Annotated in this window: 23 protein-coding genes and 1 pseudogene; 15 read left to right on the forward strand and 9 right to left on the reverse strand. The window is 66.4% G+C overall.

Translation table 11 applies throughout. From position 1 onward, the window contains the following. The first annotated feature begins 55 nt into the window (after positions 1–55). Both manA and B0G38_RS08125 read left to right on the forward strand, forming a co-directional pair. Positions 56–1,330: a mannose-6-phosphate isomerase, class I gene (gene manA / locus B0G38_RS08120; protein WP_264668968.1), complete on the forward strand. Its 1,275-nt coding sequence runs from the start codon at positions 56–58 to the stop codon at positions 1,328–1,330. A gap of 32 nt (positions 1,331–1,362) precedes the next feature. Further along, positions 1,363–2,379, forward strand: a complete 1,017-nt coding sequence (locus tag B0G38_RS08125; protein WP_264668969.1) for a lipid II:glycine glycyltransferase FemX — start codon at positions 1,363–1,365, stop codon at positions 2,377–2,379. Between the two features lie 249 nt (positions 2,380–2,628). On the opposite strand, the gene glpX is transcribed toward B0G38_RS08125, so the two are convergent. Continuing rightward, complete coding sequence (gene glpX, locus B0G38_RS08130; RefSeq protein WP_169991052.1) at positions 2,629–3,666, reverse strand: class II fructose-bisphosphatase; 1,038 nt, start codon at positions 3,664–3,666, stop codon at positions 2,629–2,631. A 196-nt stretch (positions 3,667–3,862) separates the two neighbouring features. On the opposite strand from glpX, the gene B0G38_RS08135 reads away from it, so the two are divergent. The 5 genes from B0G38_RS08135 to B0G38_RS08155 all read left to right on the forward strand — a co-directional run bounded on the left by B0G38_RS08135 (position 3,863) and on the right by B0G38_RS08155 (position 9,201). Next, on the forward strand, positions 3,863–4,474 hold the full coding sequence (locus B0G38_RS08135) for a DUF4245 domain-containing protein (protein WP_264668970.1): 612 nt from the start codon (positions 3,863–3,865) through the stop codon (positions 4,472–4,474). A gap of 60 nt (positions 4,475–4,534) precedes the next feature. Continuing rightward, the gene (locus B0G38_RS08140) at positions 4,535–5,149 is read left to right on the forward strand and encodes a carbonic anhydrase (RefSeq protein WP_264668971.1); all 615 of its coding nucleotides are present in this window, start codon (positions 4,535–4,537) and stop codon (positions 5,147–5,149) included. Between the two features lie 22 nt (positions 5,150–5,171). Further along, positions 5,172–6,602 carry a class II fumarate hydratase gene (locus B0G38_RS08145; RefSeq protein ID WP_264668972.1) on the forward strand — a complete coding sequence of 477 codons (1,431 nt, stop codon included), beginning with the start codon at positions 5,172–5,174 and terminating at the stop codon, positions 6,600–6,602. Between the two features lie 208 nt (positions 6,603–6,810). After that, positions 6,811–7,464: a TetR/AcrR family transcriptional regulator gene (locus tag B0G38_RS08150; protein ID WP_264668973.1), complete on the forward strand. Its 654-nt coding sequence runs from the start codon at positions 6,811–6,813 to the stop codon at positions 7,462–7,464. A gap of 60 nt (positions 7,465–7,524) precedes the next feature. Next, positions 7,525–9,201 carry an MDR family MFS transporter gene (locus tag B0G38_RS08155; protein ID WP_264668974.1) on the forward strand — a complete coding sequence of 559 codons (1,677 nt, stop codon included), beginning with the start codon at positions 7,525–7,527 and terminating at the stop codon, positions 9,199–9,201. On the opposite strand, the gene B0G38_RS08160 is transcribed toward B0G38_RS08155, so the two are convergent. Continuing rightward, positions 9,173–9,643 carry an NUDIX hydrolase gene (locus B0G38_RS08160; protein ID WP_169991061.1) on the reverse strand — a complete coding sequence of 157 codons (471 nt, stop codon included), beginning with the start codon at positions 9,641–9,643 and terminating at the stop codon, positions 9,173–9,175. The two genes, B0G38_RS08155 and B0G38_RS08160, sit on opposite strands and share 29 nt — an antisense overlap. Positions 9,644–9,653: 10 nt before the next feature. After that, the gene (locus tag B0G38_RS08165) at positions 9,654–10,166 is read right to left on the reverse strand and encodes a prepilin peptidase (RefSeq protein ID WP_264668975.1); all 513 of its coding nucleotides are present in this window, start codon (positions 10,164–10,166) and stop codon (positions 9,654–9,656) included. Positions 10,167–10,205: 39 nt separating this feature from the next. Here B0G38_RS08165 and B0G38_RS08170 point away from each other — a divergent pair, with 39 nt between their 5' ends. From B0G38_RS08170 to B0G38_RS08190, 5 genes are all read left to right on the forward strand, one after another. Then, positions 10,206–11,144 (forward strand): hypothetical protein, encoded by a 939-nt coding sequence (locus B0G38_RS08170; protein ID WP_319801232.1) that lies wholly within the window; start codon positions 10,206–10,208, stop codon positions 11,142–11,144. 384 nt (positions 11,145–11,528) lie between these two features. Continuing rightward, entirely contained in the window at positions 11,529–12,470 is a 942-nt protein-coding gene (locus B0G38_RS08175) for an AfsR/SARP family transcriptional regulator (RefSeq protein WP_264668976.1), read from the forward strand. Between the two features lie 191 nt (positions 12,471–12,661). Next, positions 12,662–13,327 (forward strand): response regulator transcription factor, encoded by a 666-nt coding sequence (locus B0G38_RS08180; protein ID WP_264668977.1) that lies wholly within the window; start codon positions 12,662–12,664, stop codon positions 13,325–13,327. Beyond that, on the forward strand, positions 13,320–14,837 hold the full coding sequence (locus B0G38_RS08185; protein ID WP_264668978.1) for a sensor histidine kinase: 1,518 nt from the start codon (positions 13,320–13,322) through the stop codon (positions 14,835–14,837). Before B0G38_RS08180 ends, B0G38_RS08185 begins: the two co-directional genes overlap by 8 nt. 48 nt (positions 14,838–14,885) lie before the next feature. Next, on the forward strand, positions 14,886–15,542 hold the full coding sequence (locus tag B0G38_RS08190) for a GNAT family N-acetyltransferase (RefSeq protein WP_264668979.1): 657 nt from the start codon (positions 14,886–14,888) through the stop codon (positions 15,540–15,542). 26 nt (positions 15,543–15,568) lie between these two features. Here the strand turns inward: B0G38_RS08190 and B0G38_RS08195 are convergent, their stop codons facing one another. Then, positions 15,569–16,975, reverse strand: coding sequence for a PhoH family protein (locus B0G38_RS08195; protein WP_264669082.1), 1,407 nt, complete (start codon positions 16,973–16,975; stop codon positions 15,569–15,571). Positions 16,976–17,243: 268 nt separating this feature from the next. Then, complete coding sequence (locus B0G38_RS08200) at positions 17,244–18,005, reverse strand: isoprenyl transferase (protein WP_264668980.1); 762 nt, start codon at positions 18,003–18,005, stop codon at positions 17,244–17,246. A gap of 161 nt (positions 18,006–18,166) precedes the next feature. On the opposite strand from B0G38_RS08200, the gene trhA reads away from it, so the two are divergent. Continuing rightward, positions 18,167–18,910: a PAQR family membrane homeostasis protein TrhA gene (gene trhA / locus B0G38_RS08205; RefSeq protein WP_264668981.1), complete on the forward strand. Its 744-nt coding sequence runs from the start codon at positions 18,167–18,169 to the stop codon at positions 18,908–18,910. Positions 18,911–20,629: 1,719 nt separating this feature from the next. Here the strand turns inward: trhA and B0G38_RS23225 are convergent. From B0G38_RS23225 to mca, 3 genes and pseudogenes are all read right to left on the reverse strand, one after another. Continuing rightward, positions 20,630–21,058, reverse strand: a pseudogene (locus B0G38_RS23225) (DUF255 domain-containing protein); the annotation flags it as partial. A gap of 6 nt (positions 21,059–21,064) precedes the next feature. After that, complete coding sequence (locus tag B0G38_RS08215) at positions 21,065–21,454, reverse strand: hypothetical protein (protein WP_264668982.1); 390 nt, start codon at positions 21,452–21,454, stop codon at positions 21,065–21,067. A gap of 82 nt (positions 21,455–21,536) precedes the next feature. Continuing rightward, positions 21,537–22,463, reverse strand: a complete 927-nt coding sequence (gene mca, locus B0G38_RS08220; RefSeq protein ID WP_264669083.1) for a mycothiol conjugate amidase Mca — start codon at positions 22,461–22,463, stop codon at positions 21,537–21,539. A gap of 90 nt (positions 22,464–22,553) precedes the next feature. On the opposite strand from mca, the gene B0G38_RS08225 reads away from it, so the two are divergent. Both B0G38_RS08225 and greA read left to right on the forward strand, forming a co-directional pair. Then, positions 22,554–23,006: a DUF4307 domain-containing protein gene (locus B0G38_RS08225; RefSeq protein ID WP_264668983.1), complete on the forward strand. Its 453-nt coding sequence runs from the start codon at positions 22,554–22,556 to the stop codon at positions 23,004–23,006. Between the two features lie 282 nt (positions 23,007–23,288). Continuing rightward, a complete protein-coding gene (gene greA, locus B0G38_RS08230) occupies positions 23,289–23,780 on the forward strand; it encodes a transcription elongation factor GreA (RefSeq protein WP_264668984.1) in 492 nt (163 codons plus the stop codon). Positions 23,781–23,892: 112 nt separating this feature from the next. Here greA and B0G38_RS08235 read toward each other — a convergent pair whose 3' ends face one another. Beyond that, positions 23,893–24,504 carry a rhomboid family intramembrane serine protease gene (locus tag B0G38_RS08235; protein WP_264668985.1) on the reverse strand — a complete coding sequence of 204 codons (612 nt, stop codon included), beginning with the start codon at positions 24,502–24,504 and terminating at the stop codon, positions 23,893–23,895. Positions 24,505–24,506 lie beyond the last annotated feature (2 nt).

Consider the following 24,506-nt stretch of genomic DNA (forward strand, 5'->3'; position numbering starts at 1 on the left):
ATCGAAGTCGTCGCACCAGCACGTTCAGATACCTGCATAGAGAAGAGGCTCCACAATGTACCGGCTGACCAATGTTCTGCGACCCTATGCCTGGGGATCGCCGACGGCGATTGCCGAGTTGTTCGGCCGCGAGCCCTCGGGCAGTCCCGAGGCCGAGTTGTGGATCGGAGCCCACCCGGATTCGCCGTCGTCGGTCCATTTGCCCGACGGCGACGAGCAGCCCCTCACGGACTTCATTGACGACGGGCCAGGGCTGGCGCTCGGCGAGAACGCGCTCGCCCTGTTCGGCGCCAAGCTGCCGTTCTTGACCAAGGTCCTGGCCGCCGACGAGGCGCTCTCGCTGCAGGTCCACCCCACGCTGGAGCAGGCACGCGAGGGCTTTGCGGCCGAGAACGCCGCCAAGATCCCGCTGTCCTCCCCCGAACGCAGCTACCGGGACGACAACCACAAGCCGGAAATGCTCTTCGCCCTGACGGAGTTCCAGGCCCTGTGCGGCTTCCGGCAACCGCAGGATTCCGTCCGGTTTTTCCGCGGGCTGCACGGCAAGCTCAGCGCGGCCGACGCGGACACGGCCTTGCTGGAACGGGTGATCAAGTCGCTGGAGGGCCCGGACGAATCTGCGGCCCTCCGTGGCGCCTTTGTGACGCTGCTCGAAGGCGGCGCCGAGTCCGCTGCTTTGGTCGACAACACGGCCGCGGTGCTCGCCGCCGTCCCCGAAGAGGAAACCGGGCCGGAATTCGCCGCGGTCCGCTGGCTGGCCGAGCTCTATCCGCAGGACCCGGGCACGCTGATTTCGCTGCTGCTGAACCTGACCACGTTGCAGCCGGGCCAGGCGCTGAGCCTGCCGGCCGGCAACGTGCACGCCTATCTGCGCGGCCTCGGCATCGAGGTCATGGCCACCAGCGACAACGTGCTACGCGGTGGGCTGACCCCGAAGCACATCAACATTCCCGAACTGCTCAAGATCACGGATTTCCGCCCCATCGAGCCGCCCCGGGTGGAACGGAAGCTGACGGACGCCGGCCAGGAGCTTTACTGCCCGCCGTTCGCCGAGTTCCAGCTCCAGCGCATCGCGATTAACGACGGCGACACGCCCGTAGCGCTGGCACAGCACGGTCCGGTTGTGGTGCTGGCCGTCAGCGGCAGCGCATTGCTGGACTCGCCCGTGACGGATCTGACGCTGCACCGCGGAGACTCGGCGTTCATCCCGGCCTCGGAGCAGCCCGTGCTGGTCCATCCGGTGCTCAATGCGGACTCCCCCGCCGTGCTTTTTGCGGTCACCTGCGCGGGCAATGCCAGCGAGTTCGCCGAGTTTTATGAAAGTCTATGAAGTTCAGTGAATCAACGAACGGATATCGACGCATGAGTTCCTCCATCCTGCAGTCCGCCGCCTGGGCTGAGTTCCAGCGCAGTCTCGGGAAGAAAGTCTTCGAGTCCACCGGCGACGGCTACTCCTTCCTGGCCATTCATGAGAAGACGCCGCTGGGCAGTTACCTCTACGTGCCGTACGGTCCCGCCGCCGAGGACAAGCATGCCTTGACCCGCGCACTCGAGGCCCTGGCCGCGCTGGCGAAGGCCGAGGGCGCGCACTACGTGCGGGTGGAGCCGGTCGACGCCGGCCTGGGCTCCGGCCCGGGCACCGATGCGGAGGCCGAACTGGCAGGACTGGGACTCGTCAAGGCGCCCACCGACATCCAGCCGCACCTGACCTGGATGGTGGATCTGACCCAGGACGAAGACAAGATCCTGGCCGACATGCGCAGCACCAGCCGGAACCTTTACCGGAACATCCACAAGAAGGGCGTGACCTTCGAGATCTCCACCGATCCGAAGGACATCTCCATCCTGCTGGGCTTCCTGCATGACGTTTCAGAGCGGGCCGAGTTCAAGGCGCAGTCCGATGACTACCTCACCCGCGCCGCCCAGGCCCTGGTGCCGGCCGGCAATGCCAAGATCTTCATCGCCAAACTGGAAGGCGCTCCGATCGCGGCAGCCCTGTCCTACGACACGGAGACCACCCGCGTCTACGCCCACGCGGCCGCCGACGACACCTACCGCAAGCTCAACGCCGGCATCCCGCTGGTGGTCACCATGATGATGGACGCCAAGGCCTCGGGCATGACGCGTTTCGACATGTGGGGCGTCTCCCCCGAGGACGAACCGGACCACGCCTGGGCCGGGTTCTCCCGCTTCAAGCGCTCCTTCGGCGGCTTCGAAGTGGCCTACCCGGGCTCCTGGGACCTGCCGGTCAACAAGCTGATGCACTCCGCCTACGGCCTGGCCCGCAAGCTGCGCGACACGGCGGTGCCGGCCCTGCACAAGGCTCGTACCGCCGCCGGCCCGGCGCTGGACAAGGTGCGCGCCAAGCTCGGCCGCTGACCGCGGTTCCTTCAGGGGGCTCCCCGGCCCCTCAGCGCCTCCGCTGGTCCGTCGTCCTCGCTAGCGACCCATGTTTAAAACGCGCCCAAAACATCGTCCCAAGACAGGGCGTTGCTTGAAGCCTGAACATGGACAGTTAGGCCTGAACATGGGTTGCAACGCGGCAGGCGCCCCCAGCCGTCCATAAGAAAAACCCGCCCCCGGCCTGAGCCGGAGCGGGTTTTTCTTGCGCAGGAGCGCCGCGGGAGCCTAGTGCTTGCGCTCGTAGCCTTCCCACTTGTCGGCGCGGTGCTCGCCGTCGACAAAGCGGATGGTGCCGGACTTGGAACGCATCACGATTGACTGGGTGCGCACCGTGTTGGGCGCGTAGCGGACGCCTCGCAGCAGGTCGCCGTCGGTGATGCCGGTGGCGGCGAAGTAGCAGTTGTCGCTGGTGACCAGGTCATTGGTGGTCAGCACACGGTCCAGGTCGTGGCCGGCGTCGATCGCCTTCTGCTTTTCGTCATCGTTGGTGGGCCACAGCCGGCCCTGGATGACGCCGCCAAGGGACTTGATGGCGCAGGCCGTGACGATGCCCTCCGGGGTGCCGCCGATGCCCATCAGGACATCGATGCCTGTGCCTTCGCGGGCGGCAGCAATACCGCCGGCCACGTCGCCGTCCATGATGAACCGGGTGCGGGCGCCGGCTGCGCGGATCTCTTCGACCATCGGCTTGTGGCGGTCACGGTCGAGGATCATCACGTTGATCTGGTTGACCTTCTTGTTCTTGGCCTTGGCGATCAGATGCAGGTTCTGCTTGATCGGCAGGCGCAGGTCCACCAGGTCGGCGGCCTCGGGACCGGTGATCAGCTTCTCCATGTAGAACACGGCCGACGGATCAAACATGCTGCCGCGTTCGGACACAGCCAGCACGGACAGCGCGTTGTTGATGCCCAGCGCGGTCAGGCGGGTGCCGTCGATCGGGTCCACGGCCACGTCCACCTCGGGACCGGAGCCGTCGCCGACCTTCTCGCCGTTGTAAAGCATGGGGGCTTCGTCTTTTTCGCCCTCGCCGATCACCACAACGCCGTTGAAGTGCACGGTGGAGAGGAAGGAACGCATGGCGTCCACGGCGGCGCCGTCTGCGGTGTTTTTATCCCCGTAGCCAACCCAGTGGCCGCCGGCGATGGCGGCAGCTTCGGTCACGCGGACGAGCTCCAGGGCCAGGTTGCGGTCGGGCCCATCGTCGGCGACAGCCAAGGACGGGGAAAGCGTTGAATACTGGGCGGCCGGTGCGGCTTTGGACACGAGAACCTCATCTTCGAGTGGCTTGGGCGCAGTTCCGATCGGGACTGCATCGGTTTTCCTGTACTTCCGATCATAGTCGCCGGGGCGCCTGCTAACTCTGTGATGACAGGCACGTCCCACTTATCAGGCACAGCCCAAACCCATTCAAGGCACGACGGCGGTGCGAGGGTGCCGTAGTTTAAGAGACGATAGAGAGGTGAGTGAAGTACGCCCAGAAGATTCAGCCCAACCTGCAGCTACCCCGGTTCTGACGGCAAAACAGGCCAAACGCGCCAATGCCACCGTGACCGGCATGCTGATCGCCCTGGGCCTGACCATCGCGATCTTCCTGCCGATCTTCTTCCTGAACCCGGCCAGCAAATCCGAAGTTTACGAACGTAACATTGACGTTCCCGGCACGGCATCGCAGGCCGCGGCGACCGCCGGCTACGAGCCGCTGACCGTCGAGCTGCCCGAGCCGTGGCGGGCCAACTATGCCCGTTGGAACACCGGAGGCACCGGAGCAGTCCCAGCATGGGAAGTCGGATACCTCACGCCCAAGGGCCAGCACATCGCCCTGACCCAGACAGACAAAGCCAATCCCACCTGGATCGCGCAGACCACCGACAACGCACCCATCACCAGCGACCGCCAGGCCGGCGGGGAAAGCTGGGAACTGCGCGACCGCGGCGAAGACCGCAAGCACCTGGTGCTGGAGCAGGACGGCTTCACCGTGATCCTCAGCGGCGGCGCGGACCTTGACGAGTTCGACACCCTCGGCACTGCCGTAGTGGAGGAACTGGCCCGGAACGAGCCAGCCGAAAAGTAACCGGCGTAACGCACTGCAACGGAAACGGCGCATCCGGCTCACGTCAGTAAAGTAAGCAGGGTGACCACTAACCTTTCCCCTGCACAGGCCTGGCAAAAACTGATCGACGGCAACGCGCGTTTCGTGGGCGGCGAGTCCGTCCACCCGAACCAGGACGCCGCCCGCCGCAGCGAACTGGTCGATGAACAGCACCCGTTCGCCATCATCTTCGGTTGCTCGGACTCCAGACTCGCCGCCGAGATCATTTTCGACCTCGGTTTGGGCGACGCCTTTGTGGTGCGGACCGCCGGCCACGTTCTGGGCGATGCCGTCATCGGTTCGCTCGAATACGGCGTCGACGTGCTCAACGTTCCGCTGATCGTGGTCCTCGGCCATGACAGTTGCGGCGCAGTCACTGCGGCGAAGAACACCGTGGAAACCGGCGAGATGCCCCGCGGAGGCCTGCGTGACCTCGTCGAGCGGATCACCCCTTCGGTGCTGGCCGCGCAACGCGCCGGCTTCACGGATGTCAACGACATGGTGATCGAAAATGTACGCCAGTCCACGGAACGGCTGCTGGACAGCTCGCGGGCAGTCTCCGAGGCTGTCGACGAAGGAAAGGTAGCCGTGGTCGGCGTCACCTACCGGCTTGCAGATGGCAAGGCAGAGTGTGTCTCAGGATTTGGTGCGCTCTAACGCCGTGGGAGAAACTGGGGGCATGACTTCCACTACTGCCGACTCCGTTGAGTACCGCATTGAACACGACACCATGGGCGAGGTCCGCGTCCCGGTAAACGCCCTCTACCGGGCGCAGACCCAGCGCGCCGTCGAGAACTTCCCGATCTCCGGCAAGACGTTGGAACGCGCGCACATCGAGGCGCTGGCCCGGATCAAGAAGGCCGCCGCCACCGCCAACGCCGAACTGGGCGTGCTCGACGGCGAGCTGGCCAAGGCGATCGAAGCCGCTGCCGACGAGGTCGCCTCCGGCAAGTACGACGGCGACTTCCCCATCGATGTGTTCCAGACCGGTTCCGGCACGTCGTCGAACATGAACACCAACGAGGTCCTCGCAGAGCTGGCGTCGCGGTCGCTCAAGGAGTCCGGCAGCGACAAGGTGGTCCACCCCAACGACCACGTCAACGCCTCGCAGTCCTCCAACGACGTGTTCCCCACCTCGGTCCACGTTGCCGCCACTTCCGCGCTGATCAATGACCTGATCCCGGCGCTGGACTACCTGGCCGCCTCGCTGGAGCGCAAGGCCGTGGAGTTCAAGGACGTCGTCAAGTCCGGCCGCACCCACCTGATGGACGCCACCCCGGTCACCCTGGGCCAGGAGTTCGGCGGCTACGCCGCACAGGTCCGCTACGGCATCGAGCGCATCAACGCCTCGCTGCCCCGCGTGGCCGAGGTCCCGTTGGGCGGCACCGCTGTCGGCACCGGCATCAACACCCCGGCCGGCTTCGCCGCCCGCGTGATCGAGTTGCTCGCAGCCGACACCGGCCTGCCGCTGATCGAGGCCCGCGACCACTTCGAGGCCCAGGCCAACCGCGACGGCCTGGTCGAAGCCTCCGGCCAGCTGCGCAACATCGCCTACTCGTTCATGAAGATCAACAACGACCTGCGCTGGATGGGCTCCGGCCCCAACACCGGCCTGGGCGAGATCGCCATTCCGGACCTGCAGCCCGGCTCCTCGATCATGCCCGGCAAGGTCAACCCGGTCATCTGCGAAGCCGCCATCATGGTCTCCGCCCAGGTCATCGGCAATGACACCACCATCGCCCTGTCCTCCACCAACGGCGCCTTCGAGCTCAACGTCGGCATCCCGGTCATGGCGGCCAACCTGCTCGAGTCCATCCGCCTGCTGACCAACACCAGCCGCGTCATGGCCGACAAGATGATCGACGGCCTGACCGCCAACGTGGAGCGCGCCCGCTTCCTGGCCGAGGCTTCCCCGTCCATCGTGACCCCGCTGAACAAGTACATCGGCTACGAGAACGCGGCCAAGATCGCCAAGCACGCCGTCAAGGAAGGCCTGACCGTCCGCGAGTCCGTCGTGGCCCTGGGCTTCCTCGAGCGCGGCGAACTGACCGAAGAGCAGCTGGACAAGGCCCTGGACGTACTGTCCATGACCACCCCGCCGCAGAAGTAAGCACCACAGGTAGCGCCACCAGCGCAGGCCTGCTGCACCACGCAAAGCGCCCCTGGTCCACACCGGACCGGGGGCGCTTTGCTGTGCTGCCATCGCTTTGCTGTGCTGCCGGACGCTTTGCGCTGCCGCCTGGCCTTTGCCTTCCACTGGCTGCTGTGGCGCAGCCCACTAAATTGCACTATCGCCACAGAAGTGCAAAAATTCTTCGGTGGCTGAGAGTACAAAGGACGACGGCGGCGGGAGACGCGAGCGCAAACGCGCCGCAACGCGCGTGGCCATCACCGATGCCGCCCGCGCCCTCACCGCCGCGCACGGCGTCAACGGGTTCACCGTCGAGCAGCTCTGCGAAGAGGTCGGCATTTCGCGCCGCACATTCTTCAACTACTTCCCCGGCAAAGAGGACGCCATCCTCGGCGATCCCATGGACCACATCCCGGAAGCGCTGGCCCAGGTGTTCGTCGAAGGCGGCGCCGGTTTTCCCGCCGACGAAATCTCGCCGACCCTGCTGCCCGATTTCATCGAGCTCGCCTGCGCCATGATGGACCGCCTGGCCATGAGCCGGGAGGACGTGGTCCGGCTCCGGGACGCCATCACGGCCGAACCCAAACTCCTGGACAAGGCCGTGCACGGATCCACGAAGGCCGAGGAGGCCTTCGCCCAACTGCTGGCGGCGCGGGAACGCTTGCTGCCCCAAGACCTGCGGATCCGGCTGGCGGTCGGCATCATGACCACCATCTCCAAGCAGGCCGGCGAGGAATTCTTCGCCCCGTGGAACACCCGCAGCTACCGCGAGGTTCTGACCGAAGCGGTGGACGCCGTCCGCACCATCGTCCACCCGGCAGCACACACGACCACCACCTGACCGCCCAGCCGCCGCAGACAACCCTGAGCCTGCAGCCGCTATCCTCACCAAGGAACCTTCATGACCGCAACCGCCGCACGGACCGAGGGCCCGCTGCTGCTGACCCAGAAGCGCATCTGGATCATCTTCTCCGCGCTGATCGCCGGCATGATGCTGGCCAGCCTGGACCAGACCATCGTCTCGACGGCGATGCCCACCATCGTCGGCCAGCTCGGCGGCGTGGAACACCAGACCTGGATCACCACCGCGTATCTGCTCGCCACCACGATCGTGATGCCGATCTACGGCAAGTTCGGCGACGTCATGGGCCGGCGCAACCTGTTCCTCTTTGCCATCGCGTTGTTTGCGCTGGCCTCGGTGGGCTGCGCGTTCGCCCCGGACTTCTGGACCTTCGTGGTCTTCCGCGCCATGCAGGGCCTGGGCGGCGGCGGCCTGATGATCCTCTCGCAGGCCATCATCGCCGACATCGTCCCGGCCAATGAGCGCGGCAAGTACATGGGGCCGCTCGGCGGCATCTTCGGCCTCTCCGCCGTTGCCGGTCCATTGCTCGGCGGCTACTTCGTGGACCACCTGACCTGGCAGTGGGCCTTCTACATCAACATTCCCATCGGCATCATTGCCTTCCTGATCGCCTACTTCGCGCTGACCTTGCCGACCAAGAAGTCCGACAAGCGGATCGATCTTGCCGGCGTCGTACTCTTGTCCGCCGCCACCGCCTGCATGATCTTCTTCACCGACTTCGGTGGCCGCAACGACTACGGCTGGGGCGCCCCGCTGACCTGGCTCTTCGGCGCCGGGATGCTGCTGGCCGCCGTCGCGTTTGTCCTCGTGGAGCGCAAGGCAGAAGACCCGATCATCCCGCTGAGCCTGTTCAAGAACCCGATCTTCATCAACAGCACGGCCATCGGTTTCACCCTCGGCGTGGCCATGTTCGCCGCGCTGGCTTTCGTCCCCACGTTCCTGCAGATGTCCTCCGGCACCTCCGCCGCCGTTTCCGGCCTGCTGATGCTGCCGATGATGGTCGGCATGATGGGTACCTCCATCTGGTCCGGCCTGGCGATCACGAAGTCCGGCAAGTACAAGGCGTACCCGATCGCCGGCAGCGCGGTGGTGATCGCGGCGATGCTGTGGATGACCACGCTCGAAGCCGCCACCCCGATCTGGGTCATCTGCGCCCAGCTGTTCCTCTTCGGCGCCGGCCTCGGCCTGATCATGCAGGTAGTGGTCCTCGTGGTCCAGAACTCGGTCCCGGCGGATCAGATCGGCACCGCCACCAGCTCCAACAACTACTTCCGCGAGGTCGGAGCGGCCCTGGGCGTGGCGATCTTCGGCGCGATGTTCACCTCCCGCCTTTCGGAGTCGTTGACCAACGTGTTCACCGGCTCCGGGGCCTCGCCCGAAGCCGCGGCGAACGCCACCGCCACCCTTGAACCGGCGGCGATGAGCCAACTGCCCGAGCAGGTCCAGGACGGCATTGTCACGGCCTACGCCGAGTCCCTCGCGCCGGTCTTCTGGTATCTCGTGCCGTTCCTGGTCATCGCCCTCGTGCTGGCCATGACCATGAAGCAGATCCCGCTGTCGGACGTGGCCGGGATGGTCGCCCGCGGCGAGGCAATCGGCGGCGAGGAAGCCGTGCGTCTGGAAGCCGAGCGGGAAGCAGCCCAGGCCGCCGGACGCAAGGATGAAAACGACGACGACGGCCGCAGCCTCAGCGCACGAACTCCGGCACGCCGGTAGCCCGAAGAGCCGCCCTGAGCCGGGCACGGTGGTAGTCGGGCAGCTCCGGCAGGTCATCCAAGGCGAACCAGCCCACCTCGGCGGACTCGTCGTCGTTCACCCGGGCCTCGCCGGAAAGGTACCGGCAGCGGAAATTCAGCGTCAGGAACTGCGCCTGGTCGCCGTTGACGAACTCCATCGGGCCGCCGGCGAACACCTCGGCCAGATGCTCCACTTCCGCCACCACGCCCGTTTCCTCGAACACCTCCCGGACGATCCCGACGGCGGGCTGCTCCCCCGGTTCCAGGATCCCGGTGATCAGCGTCCAGATGCCGTTATCCGCACGCCGGCCGAGCAGCACCCGGTCCCGGTCGTCGAGTACCACGGCGGTGGCGCCGGGCAGCCACAACAGGTCCTGGCCGATTTTTTCGCGCAGTTGAAGAATGAAGTCCGGTGTAGGCATGGTTCCAAGCCTATAAGCCGAGCGGGACCGCCATCGCCGCGACGGCGCCGACGATCATGAACGGGCCGAAGGGAATGTTGGACTTCAGCGTGCCACGCCGGACCAGCAGCAGGGCCACGCCGTACAAACTGCCCAGCAGGAAGGCGGCGAAGGTCCCGCCCAGCAGGTGCCCCCAGCCGAAGTAGCCCAGGTACAGTCCCAGCACTCCGGCCAGCTTGACGTCGCCGAATCCCATCCCGGCGGGGTACACGAAACGAACCGCGAAGTAGAAGATCCACAGCACCGCTCCCCCGGCGAGCAGCCGCACCAGTCGGCCGGGCTCACCTGCGGCGAGCGCCGCCGTCGTTAGCAGTACTCCCGCCACTGCATAGGCCGGGAAGACGATGCGGTTGGGCAGCCGGTGGGTGCGCAGATCGATCCAGCTCAGCACGGCGCCGGTAGCCACCAGGTAAACCGCGGCAACCAGCAGCGCGGCGAAGGCCAACGGGTGGACGCTCCACAGCCGGGCCAGTTCCTGGATCATAGCTCCCAACGTACTTCACGGTCCGGCCCGCGGTGCAGTGTGAAGTCTTACACTGTGGATATGGATGCCGGGGAGATTCTGAACCACGTTGACGATGTCTCTGCCAAGAGCGCGGAGCTTTTCCGCTGCCTGTGCCGGTCTTCGCCGTGGAAATGGGAAACCCTGCGCTTCGAAGTCTTCGCGCATGATCCCGCGGTCCACGCCGACGACGACGGCGGGCCTTCGGATACTGCAACCGCAAACGACGGCGGAGCGGCTGCCGCGTCCGACACCTCCGACACCTCCGACACCTCCGCTGCCTCCAGCGCCTCCACTGCCTCGACTGCCGACGACGGCACGGGCACCGGGCTGCGTGCCTGGACCCGCCGTCCGGCGGCCCTCCGGGTTGAGACGACGGATGGCCGGCTGCTCTTCAGCACCACGGGCATCAACGATTCCAAAGGCGGATTCTATGTCAGCGCCACCCGCAAGTCCTGGCTGCTGCCGCCGAATCTGGTGACACCGGTGTACAACGACATCAACCTCGTCCGGCGGCGACCGGAGGCGGCCTATGGCGAACCGGTCTTCGGCAACGGGCGCTGGTCCGCCATGCTGGATCCGGTAGAGCTGGCGGGCAATGCACCCGTGTCGTTCGGAGTCCCTTACGCCAATGTGGTGGAAATACTCTCGCTCGCGGAAGTGGACTACAACGGCCGCAAGGCGCTGGAAGCCGTCGTCTCGCCGAACCGGACCTACAAGCCCTTTGACCCGGCGCACCCGCTGATCGGGCCCGGCCGGTCACTGGTCCGGATCGACTGGCAGACCGGCGTCTGCGTGTCCGCGGCGGCGCTGGATGGGCCGGATGCCGGCAGCGGCCACACGCTTCGCATCCTGGGCGTCGACGAATACATGCTCGATGACCTCTTCGTCGAAGTCAGCATGAACCTTACCGATGTTCGCGAGCACATCCCCTGGCCGCTGCAGCCGCACACCGCGTGACGGCACGGCCCGGCCCGGCGGGCGCCGGCAGGCGTTGGCGGCCGCCTGGTCCGCAGGCAGGCCCGGACCTCGGCTGTTGGGGGCGGACAACCGGGGTCCGGGTTCTTACCAGGATGGCGCTGTCAGGCGCCGCACCTTTAGCCGGCGCCGGGCCATCCGTGGGCCGTTTGCAGGTTCAAGGTGTAGGAACACTCTCGCTGGACAGGCTTGGGAAAAACCTCGAACCCGCGCTGTGACGTACACCACCCCCCAAAATTGGGGTAACGGACCAACCCCAATGGGGGCTGTTGCAGAACAGTAACGCACTGGAGGATGGAACCAGCATTCGTTGGGGGTGCTACCTACGAGGGGGACATCGTGGAGCAAATGTTAGCCGGGCATTGCATGCCCATTTCTGTTCGGATCATCGGTAATCTTCAGGTCCGCCGTGGCGACACCGTTTTGACGGCTGCCACTTTGGGCGGCCCGAAGCCGAGGCAGATCTTCGAAATTCTACTGTTGAAGCTGGGTACTCCGGTCTCCAAGGACCGGCTTGTCGAGTTGCTGTGGGGAGGCCGGCCTCCGGGCGAGGCTCTGGCCACACTGGAAAGTTACGTCAGCGTCCTGCGGCGCAATCTCCAGCCAGGCTGTGCCAAGACCGGCCCGCTGCGTACGGCCAACGGCGGCTACCTGCTGGAACCGTCCCTGGTGGAACTTGACCTGGCGCGTTTCAACGACCTGGTGGACCTCGCCGAGCACAGCAACCCGCAGCAGGCCTATGCCGCGCTGACGCAGGCGCTGAACGTCGGTTCCGGAACGTTGCTGAGCGACGAGCTCACACCGGAATGGGCTGAAGGAGCGCGCAACCACCACATGGCCACCGTGACGGCCGCCCAGATCAGGGCGGCCGAAATCGCCGCCGGCCTGGGACAGGCACACGAAGCGGTCCAGTGGTCCGAGCACGCAGTGGCATCGGAGCCGCTGAACGAACGGGCCTGGTCCGCATTGGTCACCAGCTTGGAAAGCGCCGGCCGTTACGCGGAAGGCCTGCAGGCCTACGACAAGTGCCGGCGGTTGCTGGACCGTGACCTCGGCTGCGCCCCGGGCCCCGCCCTGCGGGAAGCGCACGTGCGGCTGCTGCAGAAAACCGCAGAGACCGACGGCGAACTGTCCGAGGTCCTGGAGGCCCTGCTGTACCTGAACGAGCGGATGCGTGCCCAGTCCCTGCGCGAGAGCGCCATGGCGGCGGCGAACTCGCGGTCGCGCGGCTTCAGGACCGGCAGCAGCCACGAATCGGCCAGCAGGATCATCAGTTCGTTCCTCAACAAAGCACTCGCCGTTAGCTGAGCATCAGGTACGCACCGCTTACGGTGCGGGCGCAGCAACAGGCAGGCTGCGCCGTCGTCAAAGTCTGTAACAGACTCCTGGCGGCGGCGCAGAACCACCGTGCTGCCGCAAGGAAGCTATGTACAAGCACACGCTGATAGAGCATACTCACTCTATGACCGTGTCGGGGGGCTTGGGTTGGGGACACTGCTATGACCGAAGAAAATGCACGGGATGTAGCCCGTGTTGTAGTCGTTGATGACCACACAACATTTGCGGAATTGTTGTCGGATGCGTTGGACCGGCAGGAGGATCTGGAGAACGCGGGTATCGCGGGCAGCGCCAAGGACGGCGTCGAACTGTGCCGCTCGCTGCAACCGGACGTCGTGGTGATGGATTACCACCTGCCGGATGGCAACGGGCTGGATGCTGCGGAACAAGTACTGGCGCACAATCCGCTGACGCGCGTTATCGTGCTCACGGGGGATCCGTCGCCGGAGATACTTGGACGCGCGGCCATCACCGGAATCTGCGGCTTCCTGCCCAAGGACGGCTCGCTGGCCACCCTGCTGGATACCCTGCGGCACGCCCGCACGGGTTCCCTGGTGATCCATCCGTCCCTGCTGGCCATCGCCAGCCGGGCCTCAGCCCCCCAGCCAGCGGACACGCCGTCGCTGACCGAGCGTGAACGGCAGGTGCTGGGGCTGATGGCCGCCGGCCACGACGTGCGTGCCAACGCGAAGCACCTAGGCATCACGGAAAACACTTGCCGCGGCTACGTGAAATCCATCCTCGCGAAGCTGGACGCGCACACGCAGCTTGAAGCCGTCGCCGTTGCCGGGCGTCTGGGGCTCCTGACGGCGGACAGGGATGGCTAGCTGGGCCCGCGGGGTACGCGACGACGCCTCCGCGGAAGAGGTCAGCGCCGAAGCCCGGTCCTCGGCGGAGCCCGCTTCGCCAGCGTCCGATTCGGCGAAACCGTCTTCGCCCGAAGACCCCGCCGCTGGGCCGGCTTCGGGCACCCGGACGAAGCGGAGGCGATGGGCACTGGCGCCGGCACCGCCGGACGCTGCCGGGACCGGCAACCAGGGTACGCCGCAACTGGTTCCGGAAAACTCCGAAATGCGGCGGGCGATCTGGAAGTTCCTCATCGGCAGCCTGGCGACGCTGCTGATTGTGGTGGTTCCCGTGGTCATCGGTGCCAGTGCCATCTCGCGCCAGCAGGCCATCGACCACGCGATCGAAAGAACCCAAAGCACAGCAGACTTCGCCGTGGCCCCGTTCATCGACGAACGGTTGCTGGCCGGCGAGCCGAATGCGCTGGACCGGATGGACCGGCTGCTTCAGCCGCGGTTTGAACGCCACCGCATCCTGCGGATCAAGGTGTGGAGTTCCGATGGTGTCATCATCTACTCGGATCAACGCTCGCTGGTCGGCCAGCAGTTCGACCTGCAGCCCTGGCAGCAGGAGCTGCTCGCCGGGGACCACCCCGGCATCGCCCACTTTGAGCCCCAGACCGGTTTCGAGAACACCTTCGAAAGCGGTCAGGGCGAGATGCTGGAAGTCTATGTCGCCACCGGGACCACCGGCAGTGAACCCGTGCTGTACGAGACGTATTACCAGCCCGACGAGGTGCGCGCGGACGAGAGGGAGATGATGCTGGGCATCCTGCCGCCGGTGCTCGGTGCGCTCGCGGTGCTCCAGCTCGTCCAGCTGGTCCCGGCCCTGCGGATGGCCCGCCGCCTGCAACGGGACAGCGCTACCCGGCGTCAACTGCTCCAGCGCGCCATCGAATCCTCTGAACTTGAGCGCCAGCGGCTGGCCCGGGACCTGCACGACGATGTCATCCAGGATCTGTCCGGTGTGGCCTACGCGCTGGAGTCCTTCGAACTGCAGGATCAACCGCCGTCCAAGGAGTTCCTCGCCCGGACGCGGGCGCTGGTCCAGGACAACATCAGCGCCCTGCGCGGGATCACCACCGAGCTGTATCCGCCGGATCTTGCCGACCTCGGTCTGGCCGGCGCCCTCGAGCGCCTCGGCGATCCGGTCCGCGCCCGCGGGCTCGAGTGGCATCTGCGGGTAGTCGGCGACCCCGCGCCGGATGCGCAACAGGCGGCCCTGCTGTACCGTGCGGCACGCGAAGCCATCACCAACGCCATCAAACATGCCCGCGCCAGCGTGGTCAGCGTCGAGCTCAGCCGGAGCGGCGACCGGATCCAGCTGGCGGTGTACGACGACGGCGAAGGCTTCGAGCGTTCGTCCGGAGCCCCGGAAGGCCACCTGGGGCTGCAGATCCTGCAGGACACCGTGTCCGCCGCCGGGGGCCGCCTGGATCTGCACACCGCTCCGCGGCAAGGCACCGAGGTCCTGGTCAGCCTGCCCGCCTGACAGAACCGGGCGACCGCCTTGGCGGAACCGGTGTGGTAGACAAGACCAATGACGCAGCTGACCGACATCTGGCCCGTGCTCGGCCTGACCCTGACCACGCCCCGGCTGCAGCTGCGTCCGGTTGCCGATGCCCACATCCCGGCAATGGTCGATGCGGTGCTGAGCGGGATCCATGATCCGGATGCCTCGCCCTTCTCCTTCCCCTGGACCGACGCGCCACGCGAGGAGCTCCCGCGCAATACGGCCGCACACGTCTGGCACCAACGGGCCAAAACCACGGCCGGCAGCTGGTCGCTGCTCTTCGGAGTCTGGCAGGGGGACGATTTTGCCGGCTGCCAGGAACTGCTGGCCACCACCTTCGCCGAAACCCGGACCGTGAGCACGGGTTCATGGCTCAAACGGTCCGCGCAGGGACAAGGGCTCGGCACCGAGATGCGCACCGCCGTCGTTCTTTACGCCTTTGATTTCCTCGGTGCCGAGGTTGCCGAATCGGAGGCGTTCGACTTCAACTCCGCGTCCCTGGGCGTCTCCCGGTCGCTGGGGTACGAGCCCAACGGCGTCTGGCGGCATTCCTCAGGCCGCGACCACGTGCGCAGTATGCAGCGCATGCGCCTGACACCGGAGTTATTCCGTCGCCCGGATTGGAGCCTGGAGACAGCGGGCCACCTCGCGGCGGCCCGCTTCCTCGGGCTAGAAGACGCCTGAAGCGGCGGCCTTAGCGGTACTCTCCCCTAGATCTCCGCCCCTTCCAGCAATTCCGTCACCAGCGCTGCAATCGGCGAGCGCTCGGATCTGGTCAGCGTGATGTGGCCGAAGAGCGGGTGGCCCTTGAGCGTCTCCACCACCGCGGCGATGCCGTCGTGGCGGCCCACCCGCAGGTTGTCGCGCTGGGCGACATCGTGCGTGAGGACAATCTTTGAGTTCTGCCCGATCCGGCTCATCACCGTGAGCAGGACGTTCTTCTCCAGCGACTGGGCCTCGTCCACGATCACGTACGAGTCATGCAGCGAGCGCCCCCGGATGTGCGTCAGCGGCAATACCTCCAGCATGCCGCGGTCCATCACTTCCTCCACCACCTCGGTGGAGACCAGGGCACCGAGCGTGTCGAAGACCGCCTGCGCCCACGGGTTCATCTTTTCCGACTCGGAACCGGGCAGGTAGCCCAGCTCCTGGCCGCCCACCGCGTACAGCGGCCGGAACACGACGACCTTGCGGTGCTCGCGGCGCTCCAGCACGGCCTCCAAACCGGCGCAGAGCGCCAGCGCGGACTTGCCGGTTCCGGCCCGGCCGCCGAGCGAGACGATGCCGACCTCCGGGTCCATCAGCAGGTCGATCGCCAGCCGCTGCTCCGCGGACCGGCCGTGCAGCCCGAAGACGTCACGGTCCCCCTTGACCAGCCGCACCTGCTTGTCCGCCCCCACCCGGCCGAGTGCCGAGCCGCGGTTGGAAAGCATGACCAGGCCGGTATTGGCTGGCATTTCCGCGGCCGCCGGAATGAACACCGGCTCGTGGTTGTAGAGGTTGTTGACGTCGTCCTCGAGCACGTCCAGTTCGGCCACGCCGGTCCAGCCGGAGTCCTTGACCAGCTCGTTGCGGTACTCGTCCGCCTGCAGCCCCATGGCGGATGCCTTGACGCGCATCGGCAGGTCCTTGGAGACCACCGTGACGTTCTTGCCCTCGTCCGCCAGGTTCTTGGCCACCGCCAGGATCCGGCTGTCATTATCCCCGCCCCGGAAACCTGCCGGCAGCACGTCGGGGGAAATGTGGTTCAGCTCCACGCGCAGCGATCCGCCCTCTTCCCCAAGTGGGATCGCTGTATTGAGCCCGCCGTGTTCAATCCGCAGGTCATCCAGCAGCCGCAGCGCCTTGCGGGCGAAGTAGCCCAGCTCGGGATCGTGCCGCTTGCCCTCCAGCTCGGTAATGACCACTACCGGCAGGATGACTTCATGTTCGGCAAAGCGCATCAGCGCCCGCGGATCGGACAGCAGAACGGAGGTGTCCAGCACAAAGGACTGTGCGGGCTCCGGTGCTCTGCCGGCCGGTTCTGCCGCCGCCTGGCCAGCAACAGAAAGACCGTCCGCCGCAGCAGAAACATCTGTTTCGTTTGCCTGGCGTCCGGTCTCGGCGACTTGACTCATGTTCTCAGTGGTGGCCACTTTAGCTCCCGTCCGGAGCGCTCGCGCTCCGAATGATCTGGGTCAGGGTGAGACGGTCCGGCCACCTGGCCGTTACCGGCCTCCCCCGCTGCTTCGTGAAAAGCGGCATATGGTGGCCTCCCGATCAATCTGCGGTCTTGCTGACTGATAGCTCCAAACTACGCCCCTGTCATTTGCCGCACAACTGCTTTTGGGGAACCTGTGGAGTAATTCAAGGTGAACGAACGACGACGGCGCGCGGCCGGCTTATCTACGCGCCGAAACGGCGCTGCCGGCTCGCGTAATCGCGCAGTGCGCGCAGGAAATCCAGCCGGCGGAAATCGGGCCAGAGGGCCTCGCAGAAGTAGAACTCGCTGTAGGCGCTCTGCCACATCAGGAAGCCCGAGAGCCGCTGTTCGCCGGAGGTGCGGATGACCAGATCCGGGTCCGGCAGGCCGCGTGTGTAGAGGTAGCGGGAGATGTCGTCCACATCGAGTGCGTCCGCAACGGAGTTCAGGTCCCGGCCGTCCCGGGCCGCGGTGTAGAGCAGGCCCTTGACCGCGTCCACGATCTCCTGGCGGCCGCCATAGCCGATCGCAACGTTGACGTGCACGCCGTCGACGCCCTTGGTCTGTTCCGCCAGCTGGCAGACCTTGTCGCTGAGGTATTCCGGCAGCGTTTCTAGCGCGCCGACCGGGCTCACCCGGACGTTCTTCCCCTCGCCGAGCCGGTCCAGGGTGTTGGCGATGATCCCCATGAGCTGTTCCAATTCCTCACCGGAACGGTTCATGTTGTCGGTGGAGAGCATGTAGAGCGTCACCACTTTGACCCCGAGCTCGTCGCACCAGCCCAGGAACTCCAGGATCTTCTCCGCGCCGGCCTGATGGCCTTCGCGCGTGGGAGTGCCGGCGAGCTTAGCCCAGCGGCGGTTCCCGTCGACGACGACGCCGATATGGCCGGGGATCCGCTCCTGCGCCAGGGTCCGCTGCAGCTTGCGCTCATAGAGGCGGTACACCACAGCCGGAAGTCTCAACTGTGCACCCGCCCTTTCCTTGTCAGCAACCAACGGAGAAAATACTATCGCTTCCGCTACCGGTCCACGTTCCAGGTTGCCAGTAGCGGGGCTTTCATTCAGCGGCAACGCCGCACCACGTGGCGGTGAGGTGACGCATTCCACTGGAATAGAATGCGCATATGACTCCTCGCGGCACCTTGCCACACGACTCCTATGACCGGGACCCGGAACAAAACGACGGCCCCCTCGAGTCCGCCGTGGAAGAAGTCGCCGATGCGCTGAACATCAAGCCCAAGCTCCGCGGCTGGCTGCACGCCGGCGCCACACCCCTCGCGCTGATCGCGGGCATCATCCTGGTCAGCATGGCACCCACGCCGGCCGGCAAGCTGACCTCCGGGATCTACGCGCTGACAGGCCTACTGCTGTTCGGCGTGAGCGCTGTCTACCACCGGGGCGACTGGGAACCCAGGACCAAGCTGATCCTCAAGCGGCTGGACCACACCAACATCATGCTGGTCATCGCCGGCTCCTACACCCCGCTGGCCTGGGCACTGCTGGAGCGGCCCAAAGCGACGCTGCTGCTATGGCTGATCTGGTGCGCAGCCCTCGCCGGAGTCGCTTTCCGGGTGCTGTGGCCCAACGCCCCCCGGTGGCTCTATGTGCCCGTCTACATCGGCCTTGGTCTGGCCGCGCTTTTCTATCTCCCGGACTTCTACTCCGCGGACCCCGCCGCCACCATCCTCATCTGTGTGGGCGGTGCCTTCTATATTGCCGGCGCGGTGTTCTACGGCTTGAAGAAACCGAACCTTTCGGTGACGTGGTTCGGCTTCCATGAGCTGTTCCACGCGTTCACCGTGGTCGGTTTCAGCTGCCACTTCGCCGCCATCATGATGGCCGTTCTGAGCGCCGGCGCCGCCGCCTAGCCGGCAAGTTCGGCGACGAGCTCCTCCACGCTGCCGACAGGCCGGCTGCACACCATCCCCCGGCACACGTAGGCCAGAGCGCCCGCGGCGGGCGCCGGACGATCCGCCAGCAGCGGCACGCCGGTTCCCCGTAGTCTCGCGGGCGCCAGCAGGTCCCCCAGTCCCGGCAACTCCCCCACTCCGGCCAGTTCCCCCAGTTCCCCCAGCACCCCGGGCGACCACCATGCCGGGCAGCCCGGTCTTCCGCGCCGCCCGCACCAGTTCCACCACCGCATCCGGTTCCCCGACGACCGCCAGTTCCACCGGTCCGGCGAGCAGGGCCTGGGCCGCGGCCATGCCCCAGCCTGCCGCCCGCGGCACTTTGGGAGCGGCACGTTCCAGGTACTGGAGCAGGTTCTCCGCCAGCCCGCGGTGCTCGGTCGATCCGCTGTAGGCGGCGTAGGTCAGCAGTACCCCGGCGAAAAGATTGGCCCCGCTCGGGGTGGCGCTTTCCAGCGGATCCGCCGCACCCCGCTCCCCTGCGGCGGCCGAGAGCTGTGCGGGACGGACTGCGGAGTCGCTGAGCACGCCGTCGCGCAGGAAAAGCTCGCGGGTCCGTAACACCAACTGTTCGGCCGCGCGGTACCAGCGTTGCGCTCCCGATACGGCGTACAACGCGAAGAAGCCCTCGGCGCAGCCGGCATAATCTTCCAGCAGCCCCTCGATGCCCTGCGCCGCGCCGTCGTGCGATACCCGGGCCAGCCGTCCGCCGTCGTCAAGGTGTACCCGGAGCAGATAGTCCGCCGCGGCCTCGGCTGCCGCGAGCAGGTCCGGCCGGTCCAGCAGCTCGGCTGTTTCGGCCAGGGCGGCGATTGCCAGTCCGTTCCAGCCCGCAACGATCTTGTCGTCCCGCGCCGGCTGCGGACGGCGGTTGCGTACCTCCAGCAGCGCGGGCTTCAGCGCGTTCCACCGCTGCTGCTCCGCGGAATCGAGCCGGCGCCCGGGATGCAGCGGCGAGCCCGTTTCGCTGACAGTGCCCCGCGCCCCGACGTTCATGGTTTCCGCCGCCCAGGCCCCGTCCGCGCCGAGGACGTCCTCGAGTTCGGCAACGGACCAGAGGTAGGTGGCGCCCTCGTGGTGCACCCCGCCCACCACCGTGTCCGCGTCCAACGAGGACGCGAAGCCGCCGCCGGGCATGCCGAGCCGCGCCACCATCCACTCCGCCGTTTCCGATGCCACCGCGGCGCCCAGCTCCCGGTCCGCTCCCGGTGGGGACTGCATGGCCCACTGCGCGTAGGCCCGCAGCAGCTGGACGTTGTCGTACAGCATTTTCTCGAAGTGCGGCACCGACCACTGCCGGTCCACGGCGTAGCGGGCGAAGCCGCCGTCCAGCTGGTCGTAGAGCGCCGAGCCGGCCATGGTTCCCAGCGTCCGCCCGGCGAGCCCGTCCGCCAGCTCAGCCGTGGAACTGCCGCCGGCCGCGTGCCGGAGCAGGAACTGCACAACCGACGACGGCGGGAATTTTGGCGTATCGCCAAAGCCGCCGAATTGCCGGTCTTCCTGCTGCGCCAGCAGCCGGACCCCCTGCTCAAGGTAGGCCGGCAGTTGTCCGTTCCACCCGCCGTCGGGCATCTGGACCAGGTCTCCCAGCAGCTGCCGGTTGCCGTCTTCGGCCTGGCCCAGCGCCTCCGCCAGTGCGCTGGCGCTTTCCTCGACGCCGCTGCGCCGCTGGCTCCACGCCTCCGTGACCGCGGCGAGGACCTGCCTGAAGGAGGGCATGCCGGACACCGGCCGCGGCGGGTAATAGGTGCCCGCGTAGAACGCGCGGCCATCCGGCAGCGCGAAAACGCTCATCGGCCAGCCGCCCTGGCCGGTCATGGCCTGCGTCGCCGCCATGTAGACGGAGTCAACGTCGGGGCGCTCTTCCCGGTCCACCTTGATGCTGACGAAGTGTTCGTTCAGCTCGTCCGCAGTGGCCTGGTCCTCGAAGGATTCATGTGCCATGACGTGGCACCAGTGGCAGGCGGCGTAGCCGATGGAAATGAAAACAGGCACGTCGCGCAGACGTGCCTGTTCAAAAGCCTGGTCGCCGAACGGCCACCAGTCCACCGGGTTGCCGGCATGCTGGCGCAGGTAGGCCGAGGCCTCGCTGCGCAGTCTGCCGGCCATGATCAGCTACCCCACGCGATCCGGGCCGGACTTGTCCCCGCGGGCTTCATCGGTGCGCTTGCCGCCGGTGATCTTTTCATCGAACCCGTCCTGAAGCCGGAACTCGCGCCCCGTGTCCGCAGCGGAGCCGCCCGGCCGGCCTTCGCCGTCGTCGTTCTGGTCTGCTGCCTTCCGCTCTGCTGCCTCGAGCACGGCGGCTTCCTCAACCTGCTGGCGGTAGCGCACGCGCCGGATCCGTCGGGCCATGTCCCAGATCAGGAGGATGATGGCTGCAGCCAGGAAGAAGGTGGCGAAGAAGCCCCAGGCACCGGGCGTGACCTGGTCGGGGTCAAGGCCCGGACGCAGCGAGGGCTCGTCGTTCGGGGCTGCGGCGGCAAATACGTGCAACAGGTGCAAAAGTCAGTCTCTTTCTGGCAGAACCCGGGACAAATCGCCCGGAAGAGGCACAAGGTGCCCGGAAAATCAGGTGGTGCTGTCTCTATCGTATGCCAGCAAAGAAGTCCGTTTCCGGCACCGAGGTTTTCACCCGGGCGTCAACCAGCGTGTAGTCCTCCCACGGCCAGACCTTGCGCTGCATATCCGGCGATACGGCGAAGAAGAAACCGTCGGGCTCGATCTGCGTGCGGTGGGCCAGCAGGGCGCGGTCGCGATGCTCGAAGAAGTCCCCGCAGTCGATCTGCGTGGTGGTCCGGTGGACCGGCATCGGCGGCTGGTGCCCCTCGGCATCCGCCTCCTGCCACGCGGCAATGCGGGCGGCATACGGCGACTGCAGGCCGGCCTCTTCGAGGGCGAAGTGCAGGGCGCGGAACCTCTCGGGATTGAAGGCGCGGTCGAAGTAAAGCTTCAGCGGCGTCCAGGGTTCGCCGGCATGGGGGTAGCTCTCGGCGTCGCCGGCGGCGTTGTAGGCCTCCACGGCAACCTTGTGCGCCATGATGTGGTCCGGGTGCGGGTAGCCGCCGTTCTCGTCGTAGCTGATGATCACGTGGGGCTGGAACTCGCGGACCAGGCGGACCAGCGGTGCCGCGGCGCGCTCCAGCGGCAGCGTGGCAAAGCTGCCGAAGGGCAGCGGCGGCAGCGGGTCGCCCTGCGGCAGGCCCGAGTCGACGAAACCAAGCCAGCGGTGCGCAACGCCGAGCTCCTTGGCGGCGTCGGCCATTTCCAGCCGGCGCAGGCCGGGCAGGTCGCGCAGGGCGTGCGGAACCGCGGCCACCTCCGCGTTCAGGATGTCGCCCCGCTCACCGCCGGTGCAGGTGACGACCATAACGTCGACGCCGGCCGCTGCGTAGCTGGCCATCGTCGCCGCACCCTTGCTCGACTCGTCGTCGGGGTGCGCATGGACCGCGAGCAGGCGAAGCCGGCCCCCGGAACTGCTTCCCTTGGTGGCCACGCCGGGCTGTGCGGGGATGCTCACGAAAGACTCCTGGTGATCTACGAACGGACTATGACTGAATTCTGAAGGGACCGGGGCGCTCCCGGGACGCGATAAAGTGGTGGTGTGAGCACCACCGGACCCACTCCCACGGACACCTCGTCCGGCTTAAGCGTAGCCAATCGCTACGGCGCCCCAAAGCGCGGGCTCAGCGGGAAAGCCAAAAAGTGGATGGCCATCGCCGCGCTGGCTGTCGCCGTCGTCATCGCCGGCTGGATGTCCTTCTCCATCCAGGGCTCCGAGGACGTCTCAAGCACCGACGTCGGATTCAATCTTAGCGACGACGGAACAGTAGTGGTGGACTTCCAGGTCATGAAGGATGCGGACGCCACGGCGCAGTGCGCGGTCCAGGCCCTGAGCGAGAACTACGCGATCGTCGGTTGGAAGGTTGTCACCATCGGTCCCAACGGGGAGGACGAGGGAGCAGCCAACGGCCGCACCACGGCACACCGCGTAGAACTCAGGACGGAATCCCCCGCGACTACCGGCGGCGTCGACAGCTGCTGGATTGTGGACTGACCCGGCCGGTGGCTCTCCGGTGCCCGTGCCGAAACGGGCGTCAAAATCCGAAGCAAATGTTGCAGCTCGGTCTCGGTTATTGGGATTTGCTTCTGTGATTGACTAGACTTATTCAAATACATTCCACCCCGCCCATCAGGTGACTAAGGAAATTCGCTAGACGAGTCACCAGTATGGCGGGGTCTTTGCATGGAAGCGGCTGCCACCAGGCGGCCGTTTCTGCAATAAGTAACCGTGCCGGAGTCTCAGCTTTGAAAACCGGCAGTAACTAAGGAGAAGTACGTGTCTACATCCAGCGCATCCGTCGCCTGGCTCACCCAGGAGTCCTACGACCGCCTGAAGGCTGAACTGGATCATCTCTCCGGCCCCGGCCGTACGGAGATTGTTGCCCGTATTGAGCAGGCCCGTTCCGAGGGAGACCTCAAGGAAAACGGCGGTTACCATGCAGCCAAAGAGGAACAGGGCAAAGCAGAGGCACGCATCCGGCAGCTGAGCGAGCTGCTTCGCAACGCGCACGTGGGGGAAGCACCTGCCGATGACGGCGTTGTCGAACCGGGCATGGTTGTTGAAGCCAAAGTCGCCGGCGACAAGGAAACCTTCCTGCTCGGCAGCCGCGAAGTTGCCGGCGACGCCGCCATCGACGTCTACAGCGAGCGGTCAGCCCTCGGCGCCGCAATCCAAGGCCTCAAAGCAGGCGACAAGACCACTTACACGGCCCCGAACGGCAAAGAAATCACGGTGGAAATCATCTCCGCCAAGCCGTACAAGGGCTAAAGCAGCATCCGGCCAGACCGGATTCGAATGGCGGGTTCCCCACCGGGAGCCCGCCATTTTTCTCAGCAGCCCTTTGCCAACGGCGCCAAAATAACGACGGCGGCAGTTGGCTTTAGCTGCCCACGCGCCGGTTCCCGCGCCGCGAACCCTTGCGCAGCAGGACGGCCGCCAGCACTCCCCCGACCGCCCCGAAAAGGTGGGCCTGCCACGAAATGCCGGAGCCCGGCGTCGGCAATACGCCCCACAGGACCGAGCCGTAGAACATGAAGATCACCACGGCCAGCAGAATCTGCTTCCAGCTGCGGTTGTAGAACCCGCGCACCAGCAGGTAGGTCAGGAAGCCGAAGACCAGTCCCGAGGAGCCGACCGTCAGGCCCGCGCCGGTGAGCCAGACGCCGACGCCGGATACCAGCCAGCTGGAGGCGAGGACCGCGACAAACCGGCGCACGCCCTCCAGGAACACCAGGAACCCCAGCACCACCAAGGGCAGATTGTTGCTGAGCAGGTGGCTGAAGTCCGCGTGCAACAGGGGCGAAAAGATGATGCCGTCCAGCCCGTAGAGCGTCCGCGGGATGTTTCCCAGCAGGAAATTGAGCTCGCGCCCGGTCGACACGTTGACTATCTGGACGCCCCACAGCACGGCAGTGAGGACCCCGAGCACCACCAGTCCCCGCCGCGCCCGTGACGCTTGGATCCGGGGTGCCTGGCCTGACGAGTCGGCCATGG

This window comes from Crystallibacter permensis, from assembly GCF_025960875.1.
Lineage (GTDB): Bacteria > Actinomycetota > Actinomycetes > Actinomycetales > Micrococcaceae > Crystallibacter > Crystallibacter permensis.